Annotated in this window: 6 protein-coding genes; all 6 read left to right on the top strand. The window is 68.5% G+C overall.

What is annotated here, in order from left to right:
• Window positions 1-119 precede the first annotated feature (119 nt).
• Window positions 120-998: a LysR family transcriptional regulator gene (locus tag J7520_RS04950; protein ID WP_291184845.1), complete on the top strand. Its 879-nt coding sequence runs from the start codon at window positions 120-122 to the stop codon at window positions 996-998.
• A 638-nt stretch (window positions 999-1,636) separates the two neighbouring features.
• The gene (locus J7520_RS04955; protein WP_291184848.1) at window positions 1,637-6,532 is read left to right on the top strand and encodes a hypothetical protein; all 4,896 of its coding nucleotides are present in this window, start codon (window positions 1,637-1,639) and stop codon (window positions 6,530-6,532) included.
• 144 nt (window positions 6,533-6,676) lie between these two features.
• Complete coding sequence (locus tag J7520_RS04960; protein WP_291184850.1) at window positions 6,677-10,630, top strand: hypothetical protein; 3,954 nt, start codon at window positions 6,677-6,679, stop codon at window positions 10,628-10,630.
• 338 nt (window positions 10,631-10,968) lie between these two features.
• Window positions 10,969-11,184 carry a hypothetical protein gene (locus J7520_RS04965; protein ID WP_291184852.1) on the top strand — a complete coding sequence of 72 codons (216 nt, stop codon included), beginning with the start codon at window positions 10,969-10,971 and terminating at the stop codon, window positions 11,182-11,184.
• 146 nt (window positions 11,185-11,330) lie between these two features.
• Window positions 11,331-12,557 carry an MHYT domain-containing protein gene (locus tag J7520_RS04970; RefSeq protein ID WP_291184854.1) on the top strand — a complete coding sequence of 409 codons (1,227 nt, stop codon included), beginning with the start codon at window positions 11,331-11,333 and terminating at the stop codon, window positions 12,555-12,557.
• 157 nt (window positions 12,558-12,714) lie between these two features.
• Window positions 12,715-17,975, top strand: a 5,261-nt coding sequence (locus tag J7520_RS04975) for a DUF11 domain-containing protein (protein ID WP_291184857.1), incomplete at its 3' end; no start/stop codon positions are given.

Below are 17,975 nucleotides of genomic sequence, written 5' to 3' on the forward strand. Positions count from 1 at the left end.
GGAGTCCCGTTTCAAATGGCCGACGAAAAACCGAGTGGTTTATCAACCTTCAATGACCGATCCATTGCGGTCCGGAACCGTTTCCTGCAAATTATCCTATTGGCTGTGCGAGCACACTAATGGAATGGAGCGACGTCCGAATATTTCTCGCGGTTGCACGCTGCGGTTCATTAGGCAGCGCAGCGCGCGTTCTGCGGCTGAGTCATCCCACGGTTGGACGACGACTACGCGCGTTGGAGGAGAAGATCGGTCAAGTTCTGTTTCAACGCCATAGCGAAGGCGTCGTTCTGACCAAGCCGGGCGAAGCCATCCTGCGGCTCGCTGAGGAAATGGAATCCAATGCCCTGGCGATACAGCGACGGCTCGTCGGCGCGCGCGGACAGTTCGAAGGCGAGCTGCGCATCTCTTCGGCCGGCTGGTTCGCCACCTACGCGTTGCCGCCGGTACTCAAGGAACTCTCGCTCCAGTATCCCGGTGTCGTGCCCAAGCTCATCGCCAGTCATCGTCCGTTCGACCTTTCGCGCGGCGAGGCGGACATCGCCTTTCGCGTCACCCGCTTCGACGAGCCGGACGTCGTGCAGCGCCGTCTGATGCGCATGACATACGGTCTGTACGCCCCCAAAAGCGTGCCGGATCCGAAGCTTGGCGACGGCGCCGGCTCCGCGCTGCTGCTCATGGATACGTCGGAGTACGCCTATCCGGACGTGGACTGGGTTCAGGAAGTGCTGCCGCGCGCACGCGCCGTGTTCAGCAGCAACTGCCGCAGCCTGCAGGCGCGTCTGTGCGCGCAGGGCCTGGGCGTCGCCGTACTGCCGCGTCCGGTCGGCGACCAGACGCCGGGCCTGCGGCTGGTCGACCTCGGCATCGAGCCGCCCAGCCGCGATTTCTGGGTGGGCTATCACCGCGACTTGCGTCAGATAAAGCCCTTGCGGGCGATGCTCGACATCGCCCTGCGCCTCCTGGGCGGCATCGATCCTGCCGACCCCGAACATTCTTGAACGGTAGCGGTACGGATATGTCAGTTCTCAAGACGGGGGTGCGATGCCTATTCTCGACCCCTCTCTCGTCTGGGGATTGAAGCGTTTTCTTGAGCGCACCGAACCCTGAATGGTTCGGCAATAGCCGAGCCTTTTCGGAAGCGCGGAGTCTTGTTCGTCAGACGTCATTCGATTTGCGCTGAATAAGCGCGAATAAGGTTTTCTCGTCTGCAGAAAGTGGTTGTCGATCGGCTCGCATTCAAAGTCGAAAAGAATTACCGCTGAACGAAAAGATTCTGGGGATTATGGATAGCACTGTTCGGATTTTCCGCGTCGGAAGATGAGTACTGGCGTCCCCATGGATGCGTGGGTGGCGCTTTTTTCGTTTTTTGTTGTTCGCATGGGATGCATCGCTCGACGCGAGCGATGGCGGCGTGCCGGGAAGGTGGGGAATCCATCCTTCTCGATTGCACGCCGCAGATCGCCGACCTCCCCGACGAGCGACGAGCAGCCGTTTCCGAGCCGGAGAACCTTCGACCAGGCGATCGTTCGCCAGGTGGTCCTGATTCCGTGAGAAGGAGGTCGCGATGAATAGGCGTGAGCCGGATGGGGCAAATCGGAACGGGCCGAGCCCAGGCCGGGTCTTCGCTCGAGGGCTGTTGCTCCTGTTGCTGCTGGTCGGCGGCAGAAGCTACGCCGCCAGTTGCAACTATTCGGCACAGACCGCCATCGGCAAGTACGCCGGTGCCCTGTGCTTCTTCGATCTCAGCGACTACCGCGACGCCACCGCCTCGTCGGCGGCCGGACAGGACTTCACGTTGACGCTGCCGACCGGCGGCACGTTCTCGTTCAATCTCAAGCGCACCAACGGCACCGCTTCCGGCGGCGGTACGCCGAACGCGCCGCTGGCGGCGGTGGCGATGCCGTCCTGGGGCGGCGCCTCGCTCGGCAACAACAACTGGTACGCCGGCGTGCCGGGCCGGCCGGTGCTGTACCAGTCGAGCAATCGCACCACCAGCATCCTGACCTTCAGCAACTTCGTCATCACCCGTCCCGACGGCACCTCGTTCCCGAACTTCGACTTCATCGCCATCGACGGCGAAACGACGTCCGCGCCGACGGAAAGCTTTTCGCTGCGCACCGACGGCTCGGCGTGGCGGGAGATCGATCGTTCCGGCAGCAACATCACCTATTCCGGCCTCGGGACGCAGGACGTCAGCTGGCGTTCGCCCGGCGGCAATGCGTCCGCACCGATCCTGCAGTCGCATTCGCCGACGCAAGTCGTCGCGACCCTCGTCGGCGGCGGCCGCCAGGGCATGTCCTTCGCGATCGCCGCGACCAGCCTGATCGTCGAGAAGACCGTCGCCGATCCGTACGGGACCGGCCTCGGTCGCGCCCGCGCCGGCGACCAGTTCGCGCTCGCCGTCACCAACACCAGCGGCGCGACGTTCGATCAGCAGGGCCAGGCGACGACCACCGGCAACGCCTCCGGAAAACAGACCGCGAAAGCGCGGGCGCTGATCTACTTCAGCGGCTCGGTCAACATCGGCGAGTCGATGGCCGCCGGCAGCACGTCGAACGTCGCCGCCTACGATCCGACCACGACCTGCGTTTCGACCAGCGGCGAGACGACGAACCTGCCCGTCGATCAGCCGGGAGCATCGGTCGAGCTGACGACGCTCGATCCCCTGCATTTCGACTTGGTCCGCTGCACGATCACCAACACGATCCCGCGGCCGCAGGTGTCGATCGACAAGAGTTCGAGCGCGGCTTCGGTGCCGCCGGGCGGAAGCCTCGCGTACACCATCACCGTCACCAACACCGGCGAGGTGCCGGCGGACGGAACCGTCGTCAGGGACGACGTCCCCGCCGGCATCAGCACGTTCAACTGGACGTGCGACGCCGAACACGGAGCGGTCTGCCCGAACGGCAGTGGCAGCGGCGCGATCAACGAAACGATCGCGACCTTGCCGCCCGGCGGCCGGATCGTCTATCGCATCGACGCGATCGTCTCCTGGGATCCGCCGTCGAACATCGTCAACACGAGCACCGCCGATCCGCCGCACGGTGCCTGCTATCCGAACGACTCGGCGCCGCCGTGCGCAGCCACGGTCACCAATACGCCTGCTCCGGTCATTGGTATCGGCAAGCGTCTCGACTGCGATGGCAGCGGTGGCGGCGGAAGTAGCGGCGGCAGGGGCAGCGGCAGCGGCAACGGTTGTGGAGGAGGGGATGGAGGAGGTGGCGCCAGGGACGGCACTTCTTTCAACGGCGCGGCCACGGTCCAGGAAGGGGCCGTGCCGGGCTCGACGGTGACGTATTTCCTGGACGTCTACAACAACAGCAGCGTTGCTGCCGACGGCACCGTCGTCGACGATCCGATCGGGCCGGGATTGACGACGCCGTTCACCTGGACCTGCGTCGCCTACGGCGGTGCGGTGTGTCCGAACGACAGCGGCAGCGGCGCGATCCACGAAACGCTGACGACGTTCCCGGCGTGGGGCTGGATCACCTACACGATCACGGCGACCGTCGATGCCAATCCACCCAATCCGATCGTCAATCGCGCGACCGCCGTCCCGCCGGCCGGCGGGGTCTGCAACAGCGGCATCGGCGGTCTTCTCCTGGGCGGCGAAGTCGAAGGTTCGACGCCTTGCGAGGCGAGCGTGGAAACACCGCCAGCTCCGCAAGTCGCCGTCTCCAAGAGCGCCGAACCGTCCGGAGCGCTGACGCCCGGCGGCACGGTCACCTACACGATCACGGCAAGCAACGGCGGCAGCGTCGACGCGCCGAATACGCACGTGGTCGACGAGTTCCCCGACGGCATCGCCGAGGCGACCTGGACCTGCACGGCCAGCGGCGGCGCGGTCTGTCCGGCCGACGACAGCGGCGGCACCGTGACGCCGCCGGCGACGATGCTGGACCAGACCATCGCCACGTTCCCGCCCGGCAGCGCGCTGACGTGGACGGTGACGGGAACCGTCAATCCGGATCCGCCGGCCCAGGTGGTCAACACCGTCAGTGCGACGCCGCCGGACGGCGGTGTCTGTCTGCCCGACAACACGCCGGCACCGTGCGACGCGACGGTGATGAATCCGCCGGGACCGATCGTCGACATCGCCAAGAGCGCGGACGCCGGCGTGGTGATTCCGGGCGGCACCGTCACCTACACCGTGACCGTGCGCAACACGGGCACGGTCGCGGCCGACGGCACCACGCTCGACGATCCATTGCCGACCGGCATCGCCGACGCGACCTGGACGTGCAGCGCCGAAGGCGGTGCGGTCTGTCCGGAGGCGAGCGGCACAGGCGCGGTCGCAGCGACGATCACGACATTCCCGCCCGGCGGTCGACTGGTCTACACGATCGTCGCCACCGTGGACGACAACCCGCCGTCGCCGTCCGTCGCCAACACCGCGACGATCACGCCGCCGGCAGGCGGCGTCTGCGACAGCAGCGCGCCTCGCCCATGCGATGCGACGACCGTGCTGCCGGTCGCGCCGCAGATCGAGCTGACCAAGACCTCCGAGCCGGCCGAGGCCATTCCGGGCGGCACGTTGACCTGGACCGTCACCGTGACCAATACCGGCCAGGCCGACGCGGCGGGCACCCTGATCGACGATCCGGTGCCGAGCGGCATCGATTCGGCCAGCGTCTCCTGGAGCTGCGTGGCCAGCGGCGGCGCCGTCTGCCCGAACGCGAGCGGCAGCGGCGGACTCAACGAGAGCGTCGACACGTTCCCGCCCGGCGGCCGGCTCGTCTACACGATCACTGCGATCGTTCCGGCCGAACCGCCGACGACGATCCACAACATCGCCGCGGCGACGCCGCCGGGCGAAGGCCGCTGCATGCCGGGCAACACGCTGCCGCCGTGCCATGCGGACACGGCGACGCCGAGTGCGGCGAACGTCAGCCTGGCCAAGGCGGTCGCGGACGCGTCCGGCGACGGCGTGGCCGAGCCCGGCGAGACGCTGACCTACACGATCGTGCTGAGCAACAGCGGCGGCGCCGCCGCGGTCGACTACGGTGTGACCGATCCGCTCGATGCGAACACGACCTTCGTCTCGGCGAGCGACGGCGGTGTACTGTCCGGCGGCACGGTGACGTGGTCCGGCCTGAGCGTCCCGGCCGGCGGCACGCTGACGCTGACTCTGGTCGTCACCGTCAACGATCCGATTCCGTCCGGCGTCGCGCAGATCGCGAACCTGGCCTACGTCACCGGCGAGACACCTCCGGATTGCTCGGTCACGCCGCGCCCCGCCGGATGCACGGCGATTCCGACGATCGGCGCGGTCGAGATCGCCAAGTCCGTCGTCGACGCCAGCGGCAACGGCGTGGCCGAACCCGGCGAGACGCTGACCTACACGATCACGCTGACCAATCGCGGCGGCAGCGACGTGACCGGCTACGGCCTGCTCGATCCGCTCGACGCGCACACGACCTTCGTTTCCGCGAGCGACGGCGGTGCCTTGTCCGGCAGCACGGTGAGCTGGTCCGGCCTCGACATACCGGCCGGCGCTTCGTTGAGCCTGACCGTCGTGGTCACCGTCAATACGCCGCTGCCGCCGGGCGTCACGCAGATCGGCAATCTCGCCTACCAGGAAGGCACGGTGCCGCCGGACTGTTCGGCCGTGCCGATGCCGACGTCGTGCACATCGATTCCGACGCCCGGCGCGATCGCGATCGCCAAGAGCGTCGTCGATGCGAACGGCGACGGCTACGCCGAAGCCGGGGAACAACTGGTCTACACGATCGAGTTGACCAATGTCGGCGGCAGCGAGGTGACCGACTACGGCGTGACCGATCCGCTCGATGCGAACACGACCTTCGTCTCCGCGAGCGACGGCGGCCTGCACTCGGGCGGTATCGTCACCTGGAGCGGACTCACCATCGCGGCCGGCGGAAGCCTCACGCTCAACGTCGTCGTCACGGTGAATTCGCCGATACCCGCCGACGTCACGCAGATCTTCAATCTCGCCTACGCCAGCGGCGATGCGCCGCCGGACTGCACGGCGATGCCGCGCCCGGCGAACTGCACCGACATCTTCACGATCCAGTTCCCGGCGCACGTGACCATCGCCAAGAGCGCGAGCAGCGACGATCTGGCGCCCGGCGCGCACGTCGTCTACACCGTGACGGTACGCAACGTCGGCGGTAGTGCGGCGACGAATGTCGTCGTCTCCGATCCGATCCCGGCCGGCATCGACGCGTTCGCGTGGACCTGCGCGGCGAGCGGCGGAGCGGCGTGTCCGAATGCCGCCGGCAGCGGTGCGCTGGCGGAAACGATCGCGAACCTGCCGGGTGGTGGAGAGCTCGTCTACACCATCGACGCGACGATCGCGGCGGACCCGCCGGCGAGCGTCGTCAATACGGCCGGCGTCACGCTGCCGGACGGCACCTGCTCGCCGTGCTCGTCGACGGTCGTCGGCCAGGTGCAGGTGCCGTCGCAGATCCGTCCGGTTCCCGTCGCCGATCGGTGGGCGCTGTGGTTGCTCGCGCTGCTGCTGGCGGGCTTCGCCGGCCATGGGCTCGTGGCGAGGAGGCGCCGATGCTGAGGCGCGTGAAGCGGTCCCATTCGCGCGAGCCGGGAGGGTTCGTCGGTCGCGCAGAGCGCAGGTCGTGCGCTGGCCTTCGGTTTCCACGGTTTTCCGCGGGCGACGCTTGTCGGTTCGTCCCGTCTCTTGCGAGGGGAGGTCGCAATGCAAACGCGTAAGCGGGTTCGGTTCGGAAAGGAAGGCCTGCATCCGGCTCATGCCCTGCGCTGGGGATTGCCGGTGCTGATGCTGTTCGGCGGCTACGTCCATGCGGCCGATACCGCACTCGTCGACGCGCGGACGCAGGTCGCAGGCGCTGCCGTGGGCGTGCTGGGCGAGCCGCAGCCGCAAGTCTCGATCGACAAGAGCTCGAACCTGAGCACCGTGCCGTCGGGCGGCAGTCTCGTCTACACCGTCACCGTCACCAATACGGGCGACGTGCCGGCGACGGGCACCGTCGTCGAGGACGACGTTCCCGGCGGCATCGACAGCTTCGACTGGACCTGCAGCGCCGAGGGCGGCGCAGTGTGTCCGAACAGCAGCGGCAGCGGAGCGATCGACGAGACGATCGCGACCTTTCCGCCGGGAGGTCGCGTCGTCTATCGCATCGATGCGAACGTCAATTCGTCCCCGCCGGACAACATCGTCAACACGAGCACCGCATCGCCGCCGAACGGCGTCTGCTATCCGGACAATTCGGCTCCGCCTTGCGCGGCCACGGTCAGCACCGGGCAGGCGCCGATCATCGGCATCGCCAAATATCGCGAATGCAGCGGCAGCGGCGGCGGAATTCGTCGCGACGGCGACTGCGACGGCGGTGGTCCCCTCCGCGGCAGAAGCGCGGTTTCGCCGCAGGGCGCAGCACCGGGTTCGACGCTCACCTATTCGCTCGGCATCTACAACAACAGCCAGGTTCCTGCCGACGGCACCCTCGTCGACGACCCGATCGGCCCCGGCTTGACGACGCCGTTCACCTGGACCTGCTTCGCCTACAGCGGCGCGGTGTGTCCGAGCGAGAGCGGCAGCGGCGCGATCCACGAAACGTTGGCTGTTTTCCCCGCCTGGAGTTCGGTCGTCTACACGATCACGGCGACGGTCGACGCGAATCCGCCGGACCCGATCGTCAATCATGCGATCGCGACGCCTCCCGAAGGCGGCATCTGCAGGAACGGCTCCAGTGGCGGCAGACCGGGTTCAGCCCGTGGTGCATCGGAGTGCGAGTCCACGGTGGAAACGACACCGGCGCCGCAGATCGCCGTCTCCAAGAGCGCCGAGCCGCCCGGAGCGTTGTCGCCCGGCGGCACGGTCGCCTACACGATCAGCGCAAGCAACGGCGGCAGCGTCGACGCGCCGGGTACGCACGTGGTCGACGAATTCCCGGACGGCATCGCCGACGCGACCTGGACCTGCAGCGCCAGCGGCGGCGCGGTCTGTCCGGCCGACGACAGCGGCGGCACCGTGACGCCGCCGGCGACGATGCTCGACCAGACCATCGCCACGTTCCCGCCCGGCAGCGCGCTGACCTGGACGGTGACGGCGACCGTCGACTCGCAGTTGCCGGCGCAAGTCGTCAACACGGTCAGCGCGACGCCGCCCGACGACGGCGTGTGCCTGCCGGACAACACGCCGGCGCCGTGCGATGCGACGGTGATGAATCCGCCGGGACCGATCGTCGACATCGCCAAGAGCGCGGATGCCGCCGTGCTGATTCCGGGCGGTACCGTCACCTACACCGTGACCGTGCGCAATACCGGTCCGGTCGCCGCCGACGACACCGCGCTCGACGATCCGCTGCCGAGCGGCATCGCCGACGCCAGTTGGAGCTGCGCCGCCGAAGGCGGCGCGGTCTGTCCGGAAGAAAACGGCGCCGGCGCGATCGCGACGACGATCGCGACGTTCCCGCCCGGCAGCCAACTGGTGTACACGATCGTCGCCACGGTGGAGAACGAACCTCCGTCGGCCACCGTCATCAACACGGCGACGATCACGCCGCCGGCGGGCGGCGTCTGCGACAGCAGCGCGCCCCGGCCGTGCGATGCGACGGTGGAGCTGCCGGTCGCCCCGCAGATCGAACTGACCAAGAGCGTCGACCCGACCGAAGCCGTTCCGGGTGGCACGTTGACCTGGACCGTCACCGCGACCAACAGCGGTCAGGTCGATGCCGCCGACACGGTGATTCAGGATCCGGTGCCGGCCGGCATCGACACGGGCAGCGTCTCCTGGACCTGCGCGGCCAGCGGCGGCGCGGTCTGCCCGAACGGCAGCGGCAGCGGAGCGCTCGACGAAACCGTCGCCACGTTCCCGCCGGGCGGCAGTCTGGTCTACACGATCGTCGCGCCCGTGCCGGACGAGCCACCGTCGACGATCCAGAACACCGCCTCGGCGACGCCACCGGGAATGGGCCGCTGCACGCCGGGCAACACGCTGCCGCCGTGCCATGCGAGCACGGTGACGCCGAGCGCGGCGAACGTCAGCCTCGCGAAGACGGTTGCGGACGCATCCGGCGACGGCGTGGCCGAAGCCGGCGAGGTGCTGACCTACACGATCGTGCTGACCAACCACGGCGGTGCCGCGGCGACCGACTACGGCGTGACCGATCCGCTCGACGCGAACACGACCTTCGTCTCGGCGAGCGACGGCGGCGCGCTGTCCGGCGGCACGGTGATGTGGTCCGGACTGAGCGTGCCCGCCGGCGGCACGCTGACGTTGACGGTGGAGGTCACGGTCAACGATCCGCTCCCGTCCGGTGTCATGCAGATCGCGAATCTCGCCTACCCGACCGATGGCACGCCGCCCGACTGCTCGACGGCACCGCGTCCGGCGGGCTGCACGGCGATTCCGACGGCGGGCGCCGTGGAGATCGCCAAGTCGGTCGTCGATGCCGGCGGAAACGGCGTCGCCGAAGCGGGCGAGACGCTGACCTACACGATCACGCTGACCAACGACGGCGGCAGTGACGTGGCCGGTTACGACCTGCTCGATCCGCTCGATGCGAACACGACCTTCGTCTCGGCCAGTGACGGCGGCATGCTGTCCGGCAGCACGGTGGTCTGGTCCGATCTCGGCATTCCGGCCGGCGGCACGCGGATGCTGACGGTGGTCGTCACGGTCGACGATCCGATCCCGGCCGGTGTCCTGCGCATCGGCAATCTCGCCTACCAGGAAGGAACGGTGCCGCCGGATTGCACGGCTACGCCGACGCCGGCGTCGTGCACGTCGATTCCGACGCCGGCCGTCGTCGCGATCGCCAAGAGCGTCGCCGATGCGAACGGTGACGGAATCGCCGAGCCGGGAGAGCAGCTGATCTACACGATCGAGCTGACCAACAGCGGCGGCTCCGACGCGACCGACTTCGGCGTGACCGACCCGCTCGACGCGAGCACGACCTTCGTCTCCGCGAGCGACGGCGGCCTGCACTCGGGCGGCATCGTCACCTGGAGCGGACTCACCGTCGCGGCCGGCGGCAGTCTCACGCTCAACGTCGTCGTCACGGTGAACTCGCCGATACCCGCCGGCGTCGCGCGGATTTCCAATCTCGCCTACGCCAGCGGCGACGCGCCGCCGGACTGCACGGCGACGCCGCGCCCGGCGAACTGCACGGACATCCCCGCGATGGCGGCGCAGCCGGCGAACCTGACCATCGCCAAGAGCGCGAATCGCAGCGATCTGTCGCCGGGTGGACACGTCGTCTACACCGTGACGGTACGCAACGTCGGCGGCAGTGCGGCGGCGAATGTCGTCGTCTCCGATCCGATCCCCGTCGGCATCGACGCGTTCGCGTGGACGTGCGCAGCGAGCGGCGGAGCGGCGTGTCCGAATGCCGCCGGCAGCGGCGCGCTGGCGGAAACGATCGCGAACCTGCCGGCCGGCGGCGAACTCGTCTACACCGTCGACGCGACGATCGCGTCGGATCCTCCTTCGAGCATCGCCAACACGGCCGGCGTCACGCTGCCGGACGGCACCTGCGCGCCGTGCTCGTCGACGGCTGTCGGCCAGGTGCAGGCGCCGCAGGAAATCCGTCCGGTTCCCGTCGCCGATCGGTGGGCGCTGTGGTTGCTCGCGTTTCTGCTGACGGGCTTCGCGGCCCGCTGGCTGGCGACGAGGACACGCGATTGCTGAGGCGTTCGAAGCGGTTGCGTACGCGTTTCGACTTGTCGAGCAGGCTGCTGAACGGGATTTCTCGGCTGCCTGGCAAGGCGATGCCTGGAGGCATCGATACGAGGATCGGTCGTGCAAACGGTCGATTTCCAAAAGAGGCGACGGCAGTGCCGCCACCTTTTCGCTGAAAGAGTCCAGGACGGACTTTTTCAGCGCCCAATCCTGCATGCGTCGGCGATTCTCCAATCGCCGCCGCATGCGTCGGCCACGTCGGACGGCTCGTGATCCTCTCGAGGCGATGCCTGAGCGTCCGTGCGATGCCGGATTGAAAAAGCCCAGCAGGTATCGAGTCGGAGAACATGAAGAAAGCCAACACGAAGAAGAACGATGCGTACGACGCGAATCTGCGTGTCTCCAAGCGCGTCCACAACAGCCTGAAAACGGCAGCCGCACTGATGGGGCGGCCGCTCTACGACGTGACCGGCGAGGCGATCGACGCGTATCTGGCGAACCTGCAGTTCGCCGACATGTTGACGGCCATTCGCCGCAACGGGCGGCCACGCAAAGCGACCTGACTTCTCGATTCGTCACGACGAGTCGAGCGTCGCGCGTTGTCCATCGAGGCGATGTCGGAGGCGAACTGCTCCGGATCCTCGAACACCGTCGTTCGCCCGCTTCACTCCCGTGTGAGGAAAGTCACACAAATCTTGGAATTCACGACGTGCAAGGTTCCTACGACTACGGACTGGTTGCTCTTTCCTATCTCATCGCATCGCTGGCCGGGTTCGTCGCGATCGAGTTCGCCTCGCGCTTGCGTGTGCGCAGCGCGAGCCGCGTGTCGTGGCTGATCGGCGGCGCGCTGGCGATGGGCACCGGCATCTGGTCGATGCACTTCGTCGGCATGACCGCGTTCTCCCTGCCGGTACCGATCACCTACGACGCCTGGATCACCTTGCTGTCCTGGGTCGCCGCGGTCGGCGTGTGCGCGCTGGCGTTGTACATCATCGGCTACGGGAAGCTCCGGCACGGCACGCTGGCCGTCGGCGCGCTGGTGATGGGCGCCGGCATCTGCCTGATGCACTACAGCGGCATGTGGGCGATGCGCATGGCGCCGGACATCGTCTACCGGCCCGCCTTGTTCGCCGCGTCCGCCGCCATCGCCGTGGCCGCGTCGGGCGCCGCGCTGCTGATCATCGCCTCCCTCAAGGAAGTGCGCAGCGCGCGCGACATCGCCCTGCGCGTCGGCGCCGCGCTGATCATGGGACTGGCCGTGGCCGGCATGCACTACACCGGCATGGCGGCGGCGGAATTCGCCGATGGCGCGTTCTGCGCGGCGAGCAACCAGCTCTCGGCCGACCTGCTGCCGCTGCCGACCACGTTCGCGACCTTGCTGATTCTCGGCTTCGGCATCGCCTTCACCGTGGTGGACGCGCGCGATCTGGCCGCGGCGCATCGCGCGGCCAACGAGCTGGAGGAGCGGGTGCACAGTCTGGCCTTCACCGATCAGGAAACCGGCCTGCCGAACCGCGCGCGCCTGTCGCAATTGATCGTCGAACGCATCCGCCGGCGCCTCGCGGAAGGCTTCACCCTGGTGACGTTCCGCGTCGAGGGCCCCGACGGCAGCGCGCCGAAGGGAGAAGTCATGACGTGGCTGAAGGATCGCATCGCCGTGGCCTTGCCGGATGCGACGGTCGCGCGGACGCAGCGCGAACACCTGGTGGCGATGGTCAACGGCAGCGCCGAGGAGGTCGCCGCGCGTTGCGCGTCGCTGGTCGAGTTCGTGCGCCGCGACTTCGCCGCGCATCGCCGCCACCTGCTCGCGGTCAACAGCGCGCATTGCCCGAGCGACGGCGAGAACGCGCAATGGCTGCTGCTGCGTGCCGCGCCGAAATCATTGCCCGGCGACGAACCGGCGAGCGCATCGACGCCGAGCGCGTTGGATGAGTAGTCGCGCCGCGATGAAGGGTTCTCCGTCCCGGCGACATGGATTCCCGCCGCTTCGGAGCCAAGCGCGCGAAGCACGCCCGCCGCGTTCGAGCCGACGCATTTCTCACGGTCGCTGCAGCCGCATCGGCGCTGCAGCGAGTGAATTTCCAGGATAGAAGATGTCGAGATTCGAAGAAGTGAAGAAAGGCGGCGTAGCTGCCGAAGCGATCGCGTCGCGCGCGCTGCGCGGCGTCCTTCTCGCCGGCAGCCTGCTCCTCGCGGCGCCGGCGCTTGCGGTGACCACCGGCGGCTGGACCAATGCCGCGGGCAACACCAATAGCGCCAACGCCGCCGGCATCGTCGCCACGATCAGCGGCAATCTCGGCGGTTCCTGCGTCGGCACCAACGCGGGCTACGGCACGGACCGGCTCAACAATACGGCGAACGCGGCCAGCTGGTTCACCAATCCGTACGGCAACCCGGTCGCCGGCTTGCCGGACCTGCTGCTCACGGTATGCTTCGGCAACAACACCGCCGCGCGGGTCGTCACCGTCACCTTCAGCAAGCCGGTCGACAACCCGGTGCTGCACGTCGACCGGCTCGGCGGCTTCCGGCAGCCGTCGGGAAACTCCAACAACTACGCCACCAGTTCCTGGTGGAAGCTGACCGGCTCGACCTCGACCGGCGGCTCGGTCAGCTTGCGAATGCTGAGCGGCAACCCGCAGCTCTACGTCGCCTCCTCCGAGTTCGTGCGTTCCGTCGTCTACGCCAACGGCGATCCGATCTACGTGGACACCGCGTCGGAATGCGGCACGAGCCTCACCCGCGGCACCGCCTGCGGTTCGATCCAGATGACCGGAACCGGAATCACCAGCCTGACCTTCAGCGTCACCGGCACTGCCTGGGGCAATGTCCTCAGCAACGAAGACGGAGACGGCCTGGAGATGGCGCTGTCGGTCAAGGGCGCGACCGTCACGCTGCGCAAGGAAACCATCGGCGGCTTCGGCAGCTTCGGCTTCGTCGACGACAACACGACCACCGCCGACACCGGCACCAGCGCGACCAGCACCAGCACGACGCTGACGACCGCCAACGGATCGAACCCGGTGGCGTCCGGCCAGTATCGCGTCGGCGACCATGCCCGGGACATCGTCCTCACCGAAACGCCGGCGGCCGGCTTCGCCCTGCGGTCGGCCGCGTGCCGAGACCAAGGCGGTGCCGCGGTGCCGGCGACCTTGAACGGATCGGCGCTGAGAATCACCGCCGCGAACTACCGTGCGAACCAGGACATCGCCTGCACGTTCAGCAACGGCAAGACCAGCCGCGTCACGCTGACCAAGACCTGGATCGTCGGCGCGCCCGGCGACACGGTCGCTCTCTCGATCGACGGCGGCAGCGACGCCACGGGCGGCACGTCCACGCCCGAGGCGACGACGGCCGCGACGGCGATCGGTGTGGCGGGCAGCAAGATCTCCGTGGAAGAAGTCTTCGCATCGTCGGCGCGCGGCAACGACTACGAGACGTCGCTGGACTGTCCGGGCGTGGTCGTCGCCACCACGACTGATCGCCGGTCGGGCCTCTTCACGATGCCTGGCGCGGACGTGACCTGCACGTTCACCAATACGCGCAAGCCGGTCCTCAAGGTGACCAAGGCGAGCAACGCGAATCCCGCCTGGGTCGTCGGTCAGAGCGGCGCGCAGTACACGCTGAACGTGACCAACCAGGGCGGCATGGCGACCAGCGGGTCGATCACCGTCCTCGACGCGCTGCCGAGTCAAGTGAGCGCGAACTGGACCGATCCGCTGACGACCAACGGATGGAGCTGCACGCACGACGGCCGCAACGTGACGTGCCGGACCTCGACGGCCGTCGCTGCCGGCGCGAGCAGCTCCATCGTCCTGCCGGTCAATGTGGTCGCCGACGGCGAAGCGAAGAATCACGCGTCGGTCGGCGGCGGCGGCGATCCCTCCAACGGCGGAGCGCCACCGGCGCCCGGCGCCGGCTGCCAGGATGTCACGCACTGCGCGACCCAGACGACGCGGGTGAATACACCGGCGAGCATCACCACGTCCAAGACCTTGACCGGCATCAACGGGCAGCCGGCACAGGCCGGCGCCTCGGTGAAGGCAGGCGACGTGCTGACCTACACGATCACCAGCACGAACGCCGGCCAGACCGCCGGAACGACGACGCTGACCGAAACGGTGCCGGCGAACACCGTCTATACCGGGCCCGACGGCGCCGCGTGGAGCGACTGCCGCGCCGGCGCGGCCGCCGGCACGAGTTGCGCCGCGACGCAGGCCGTCCCGGCCGAAGGCCAGGCGAGTACGACCTTCACCGTGACGGTAGCGACACCGGTGGCGGCGGATGCGACGACGCTGACCAACAGCGTGACCAGCAGCGAGGATGCGACCTGCGCCGCGTGCGCGGCCAGCAACCCGATCGTCAAGCCGCAGCTCCAGGTGACCAAGAGCGCGACGCCCCATCCGTTCACGGTCGGCCAGCCAGCCAGCTACACGCTCACCGTCGCGAACGCCGGTCAGGGACCGACGGCGGGGGACATCACGATCTCCGACACGCTGCCGACCGGCGTGACGCTGGCCAGCGCGAGCGGCGGCAGTTGGAGCTGCAGTGGAACCAGCATGCTGTCGTGCGTCTACTCGGGCACGCTGGCGGCGGGCGCGAGCACGACGCTGACGCTCGAGGTCGACGTCGCCGCCAACGCCGCGAACGGCGACAACACGGCCACCGCGAGTGGCGGCGGGGACGCCGGCTGTCCGTCGGAGTCGCGTTGCAGCGGTGCCGTGCAGGTGCCGGTGAACGCGTCGGCGGACATCGTGCTGGACAAGACGGTGGACGAGGCGACGCCGAACGTCGGCGAGACGGTGACGTTCACGGTGACGGCGAGAAACGACGGCCCGAGCGATGCCACCGGCGTCGCCGTCACCGACGCCTTGCCGGCAGGCCTGTCGTTCGTCAGCGCCGACCCGAGTCAGGGCAGCTACGACGAAGCGACCGGACTGTGGACGATCGGTGCGATCGCCGACGGCGCGCAGGCGACGCTGACGCTGACCGCGCAGGTGCTGACCGCCGGTGCACTGAGCAACACCGCGACCAAGTCGGCCGGCGACCAGTTCGATCCGGATACCAGCAACAACGCGGCGACCGCGTCGGTGAACGCGCAGCCATCGGCGGACCTGCAGGTCAACAAGACGGCGAGCACGACGACGCCGAACCTCGGCGCGAACGTCAGCTTCACGATCACGGTACGCAACGCCGGCCCGAACGACGCCACCGGCGTGGTCATCGACGATCCGCTGCCGGCCGGCTTGAATTTCGTCTCGGCGACGGCGACGGTCGGCAGCTACGACGCCGCCACGGGCATGTGGACGCTCGGCGATCTTGCCGCCGCCGCCGAAGCGACGCTGACCATCGTCGCCACGGTCGGCATGCCGGGCGAACTCACCAACACCGCGACGGTGGCGGCTTCGGACCAGCACGATCCGAACCCGGCCAATGACAGCGGCGGCGTGACGATCAATGGCCAGGCGGCCGACATCCAGGTGCTGAAGACGGTCGACGAGTCGAACCCGACACGCGGCGACACGGTGACGTTCACGGTGACGGTGACGAACCTCGGGCCGAGCGCGGCGAGCGGCGTGCGCATCGAGGAGCAGTTGCCGGCCGGGCTGACCTTCGTCGGCGCGACGCCGGGTCGCGGCAGCTACGACGAGGCGACCGCGTTGTGGACGATCGGCGACCTCGCCGCGAGCGGCGCCGATGCGGTGGCGACGCTGACGGTCGTGGCGAGGGTGGACACCGACGCGCGCGTGACCAATGTCGCGCGTCTGGACGGGTTGGACCAGACCGATCCGGACCCGGACAACAACCAGGGCGAAGCGAGCGTGACGCCGATCGCCAGTGCGGACGTGTCGATCGAGAAAGACGGCCCGGCGCATGCAACGGCGGGTACGAACGTGACCTACACGCTCGTCGTGAGCAACGCCGGCCCGAGCCCGGCCGCGCAGGTGAGCCTGGCCGATCCGACGCCGGCCGGTCTGAGCTTCGTGTCGGCGACGGCGCCTTGCGCGGGAGGCTTCCCCTGCGCGCTCGGCGACCTCGTCGCCGGCGCGAGCGCGACGGTGACCGTCACCTACGCGGTGCCGGCGAACTACGCCGGCGCCGATCCGATCGCCAATACCGCCACCGTCTCCAGTCCCACCAGCGATCCGGACACCAGCAACAACACCAGCACGGTGACGACGCCGGTCGACCGCAATGCGGACCTGCAGCTGACGAAGACGGGGCCTGCGACGGTGACGGCCGGCGACACGATCACCTACACGATCGTGGTCAGCAACGTGGGCCCGAGCGATGCCCACGGCACGACGGTCAGCGATCCGCTGCCGGCGGGATTGACGAATGCGATGGTGACCTGCGGCGGCGAGATGGGTGGCGCCGTGTGCGGCGCATTCGATAGCAGCGTCACCGGCACGATCGCGACCTTGCCAGCCGGTGGCAGCGCGACGCTCACGATCACCGCGAACGCGCCGAACGACGCGACGACATTGAGCAACACCGCGACGACGGTACCGCCGTCCGGCGTGACCGATCCGGACATGACCGATAACGCGGATACCGTCGATACCGAGGTGGCCGCCTCGGCGAACTTGTCCGTGGCGAAGACCGGCCCGGCTACGGCAATCGCCGGCACGAACGCGACCTACACGCTGGTGGTGAGCAACGCCGGCCCGAGCACCGCGACCGCGGTGAACCTGGCCGACCCGACGCCGGCCGGCCTGAGCTTCGTCTCGGCCGACGCGCCGTGCGCGGCGGGTTTCCCGTGCGCGCTCGGCGACCTCGCCGCCGGTGCGAGCGTGACGGTGAACGTGACCTACGCGATCCCGTCGAACCAGACCGGCACGATCACCAACACCGCGACGGTATCGAGTCCGACCAGCGATCCAGATACGAGCGACAACACGAGCACCGCGACCACGACCCTGAGCGGCAGCGCGGACGTTTCGGTGACGAAGAGCGGCCCGGCTACCGTGACGGCGGCCGGCACGCTCACCTATACGATCGTGGTCCGCAACGCCGGCCCCAGCGACGCGAACGGCACGAGCGTGAGCGATCCGCTGCCGGCAGGCCTGACCAATGCCAGCGTCACCTGCAGCAGCGCAACCGGCGGTGCGGTGTGCGGCACGTTCGACACCAGCGTCGCCGGCACCATCGCGACCTTGCCGGCCGGCGGCAGCGCGACGCTCACGATCACCGCGACCGCACCGAACGAGGTGACCTCGCTGACCAACACGGCCAGCGTGGCGCCACCGGCGGGCGTGACCGATCCGACGCCGGGCAACAACCAGAGCACGGTCGAGACCGAGGTCGAGGCCAGCGCGAACCTGTCACTGGTCAAGAGCGGGCCGGCCTCGGTGAC

Origin of the sequence: Dokdonella sp. (genome assembly GCF_017744955.1) — a bacterium.
Taxonomy (GTDB): Bacteria; Pseudomonadota; Gammaproteobacteria; order Xanthomonadales; family Rhodanobacteraceae; genus Dokdonella_A.

Excerpts from the sequence above, each read along its gene's own strand:
- J7520_RS04950 (WP_291184845.1), top strand. The coding sequence starts at position 120 with ATGGAATGGAGCGACGTCCGAATATTTCTCGCGGTTGCACGCTGCGGT.
- J7520_RS04965 (WP_291184852.1), top strand. The coding sequence starts at position 10,969 with ATGAAGAAAGCCAACACGAAGAAGAACGATGCGTACGACGCGAATCTG.
- J7520_RS04960 (WP_291184850.1), top strand. The coding sequence starts at position 6,677 with ATGCAAACGCGTAAGCGGGTTCGGTTCGGAAAGGAAGGCCTGCATCCG.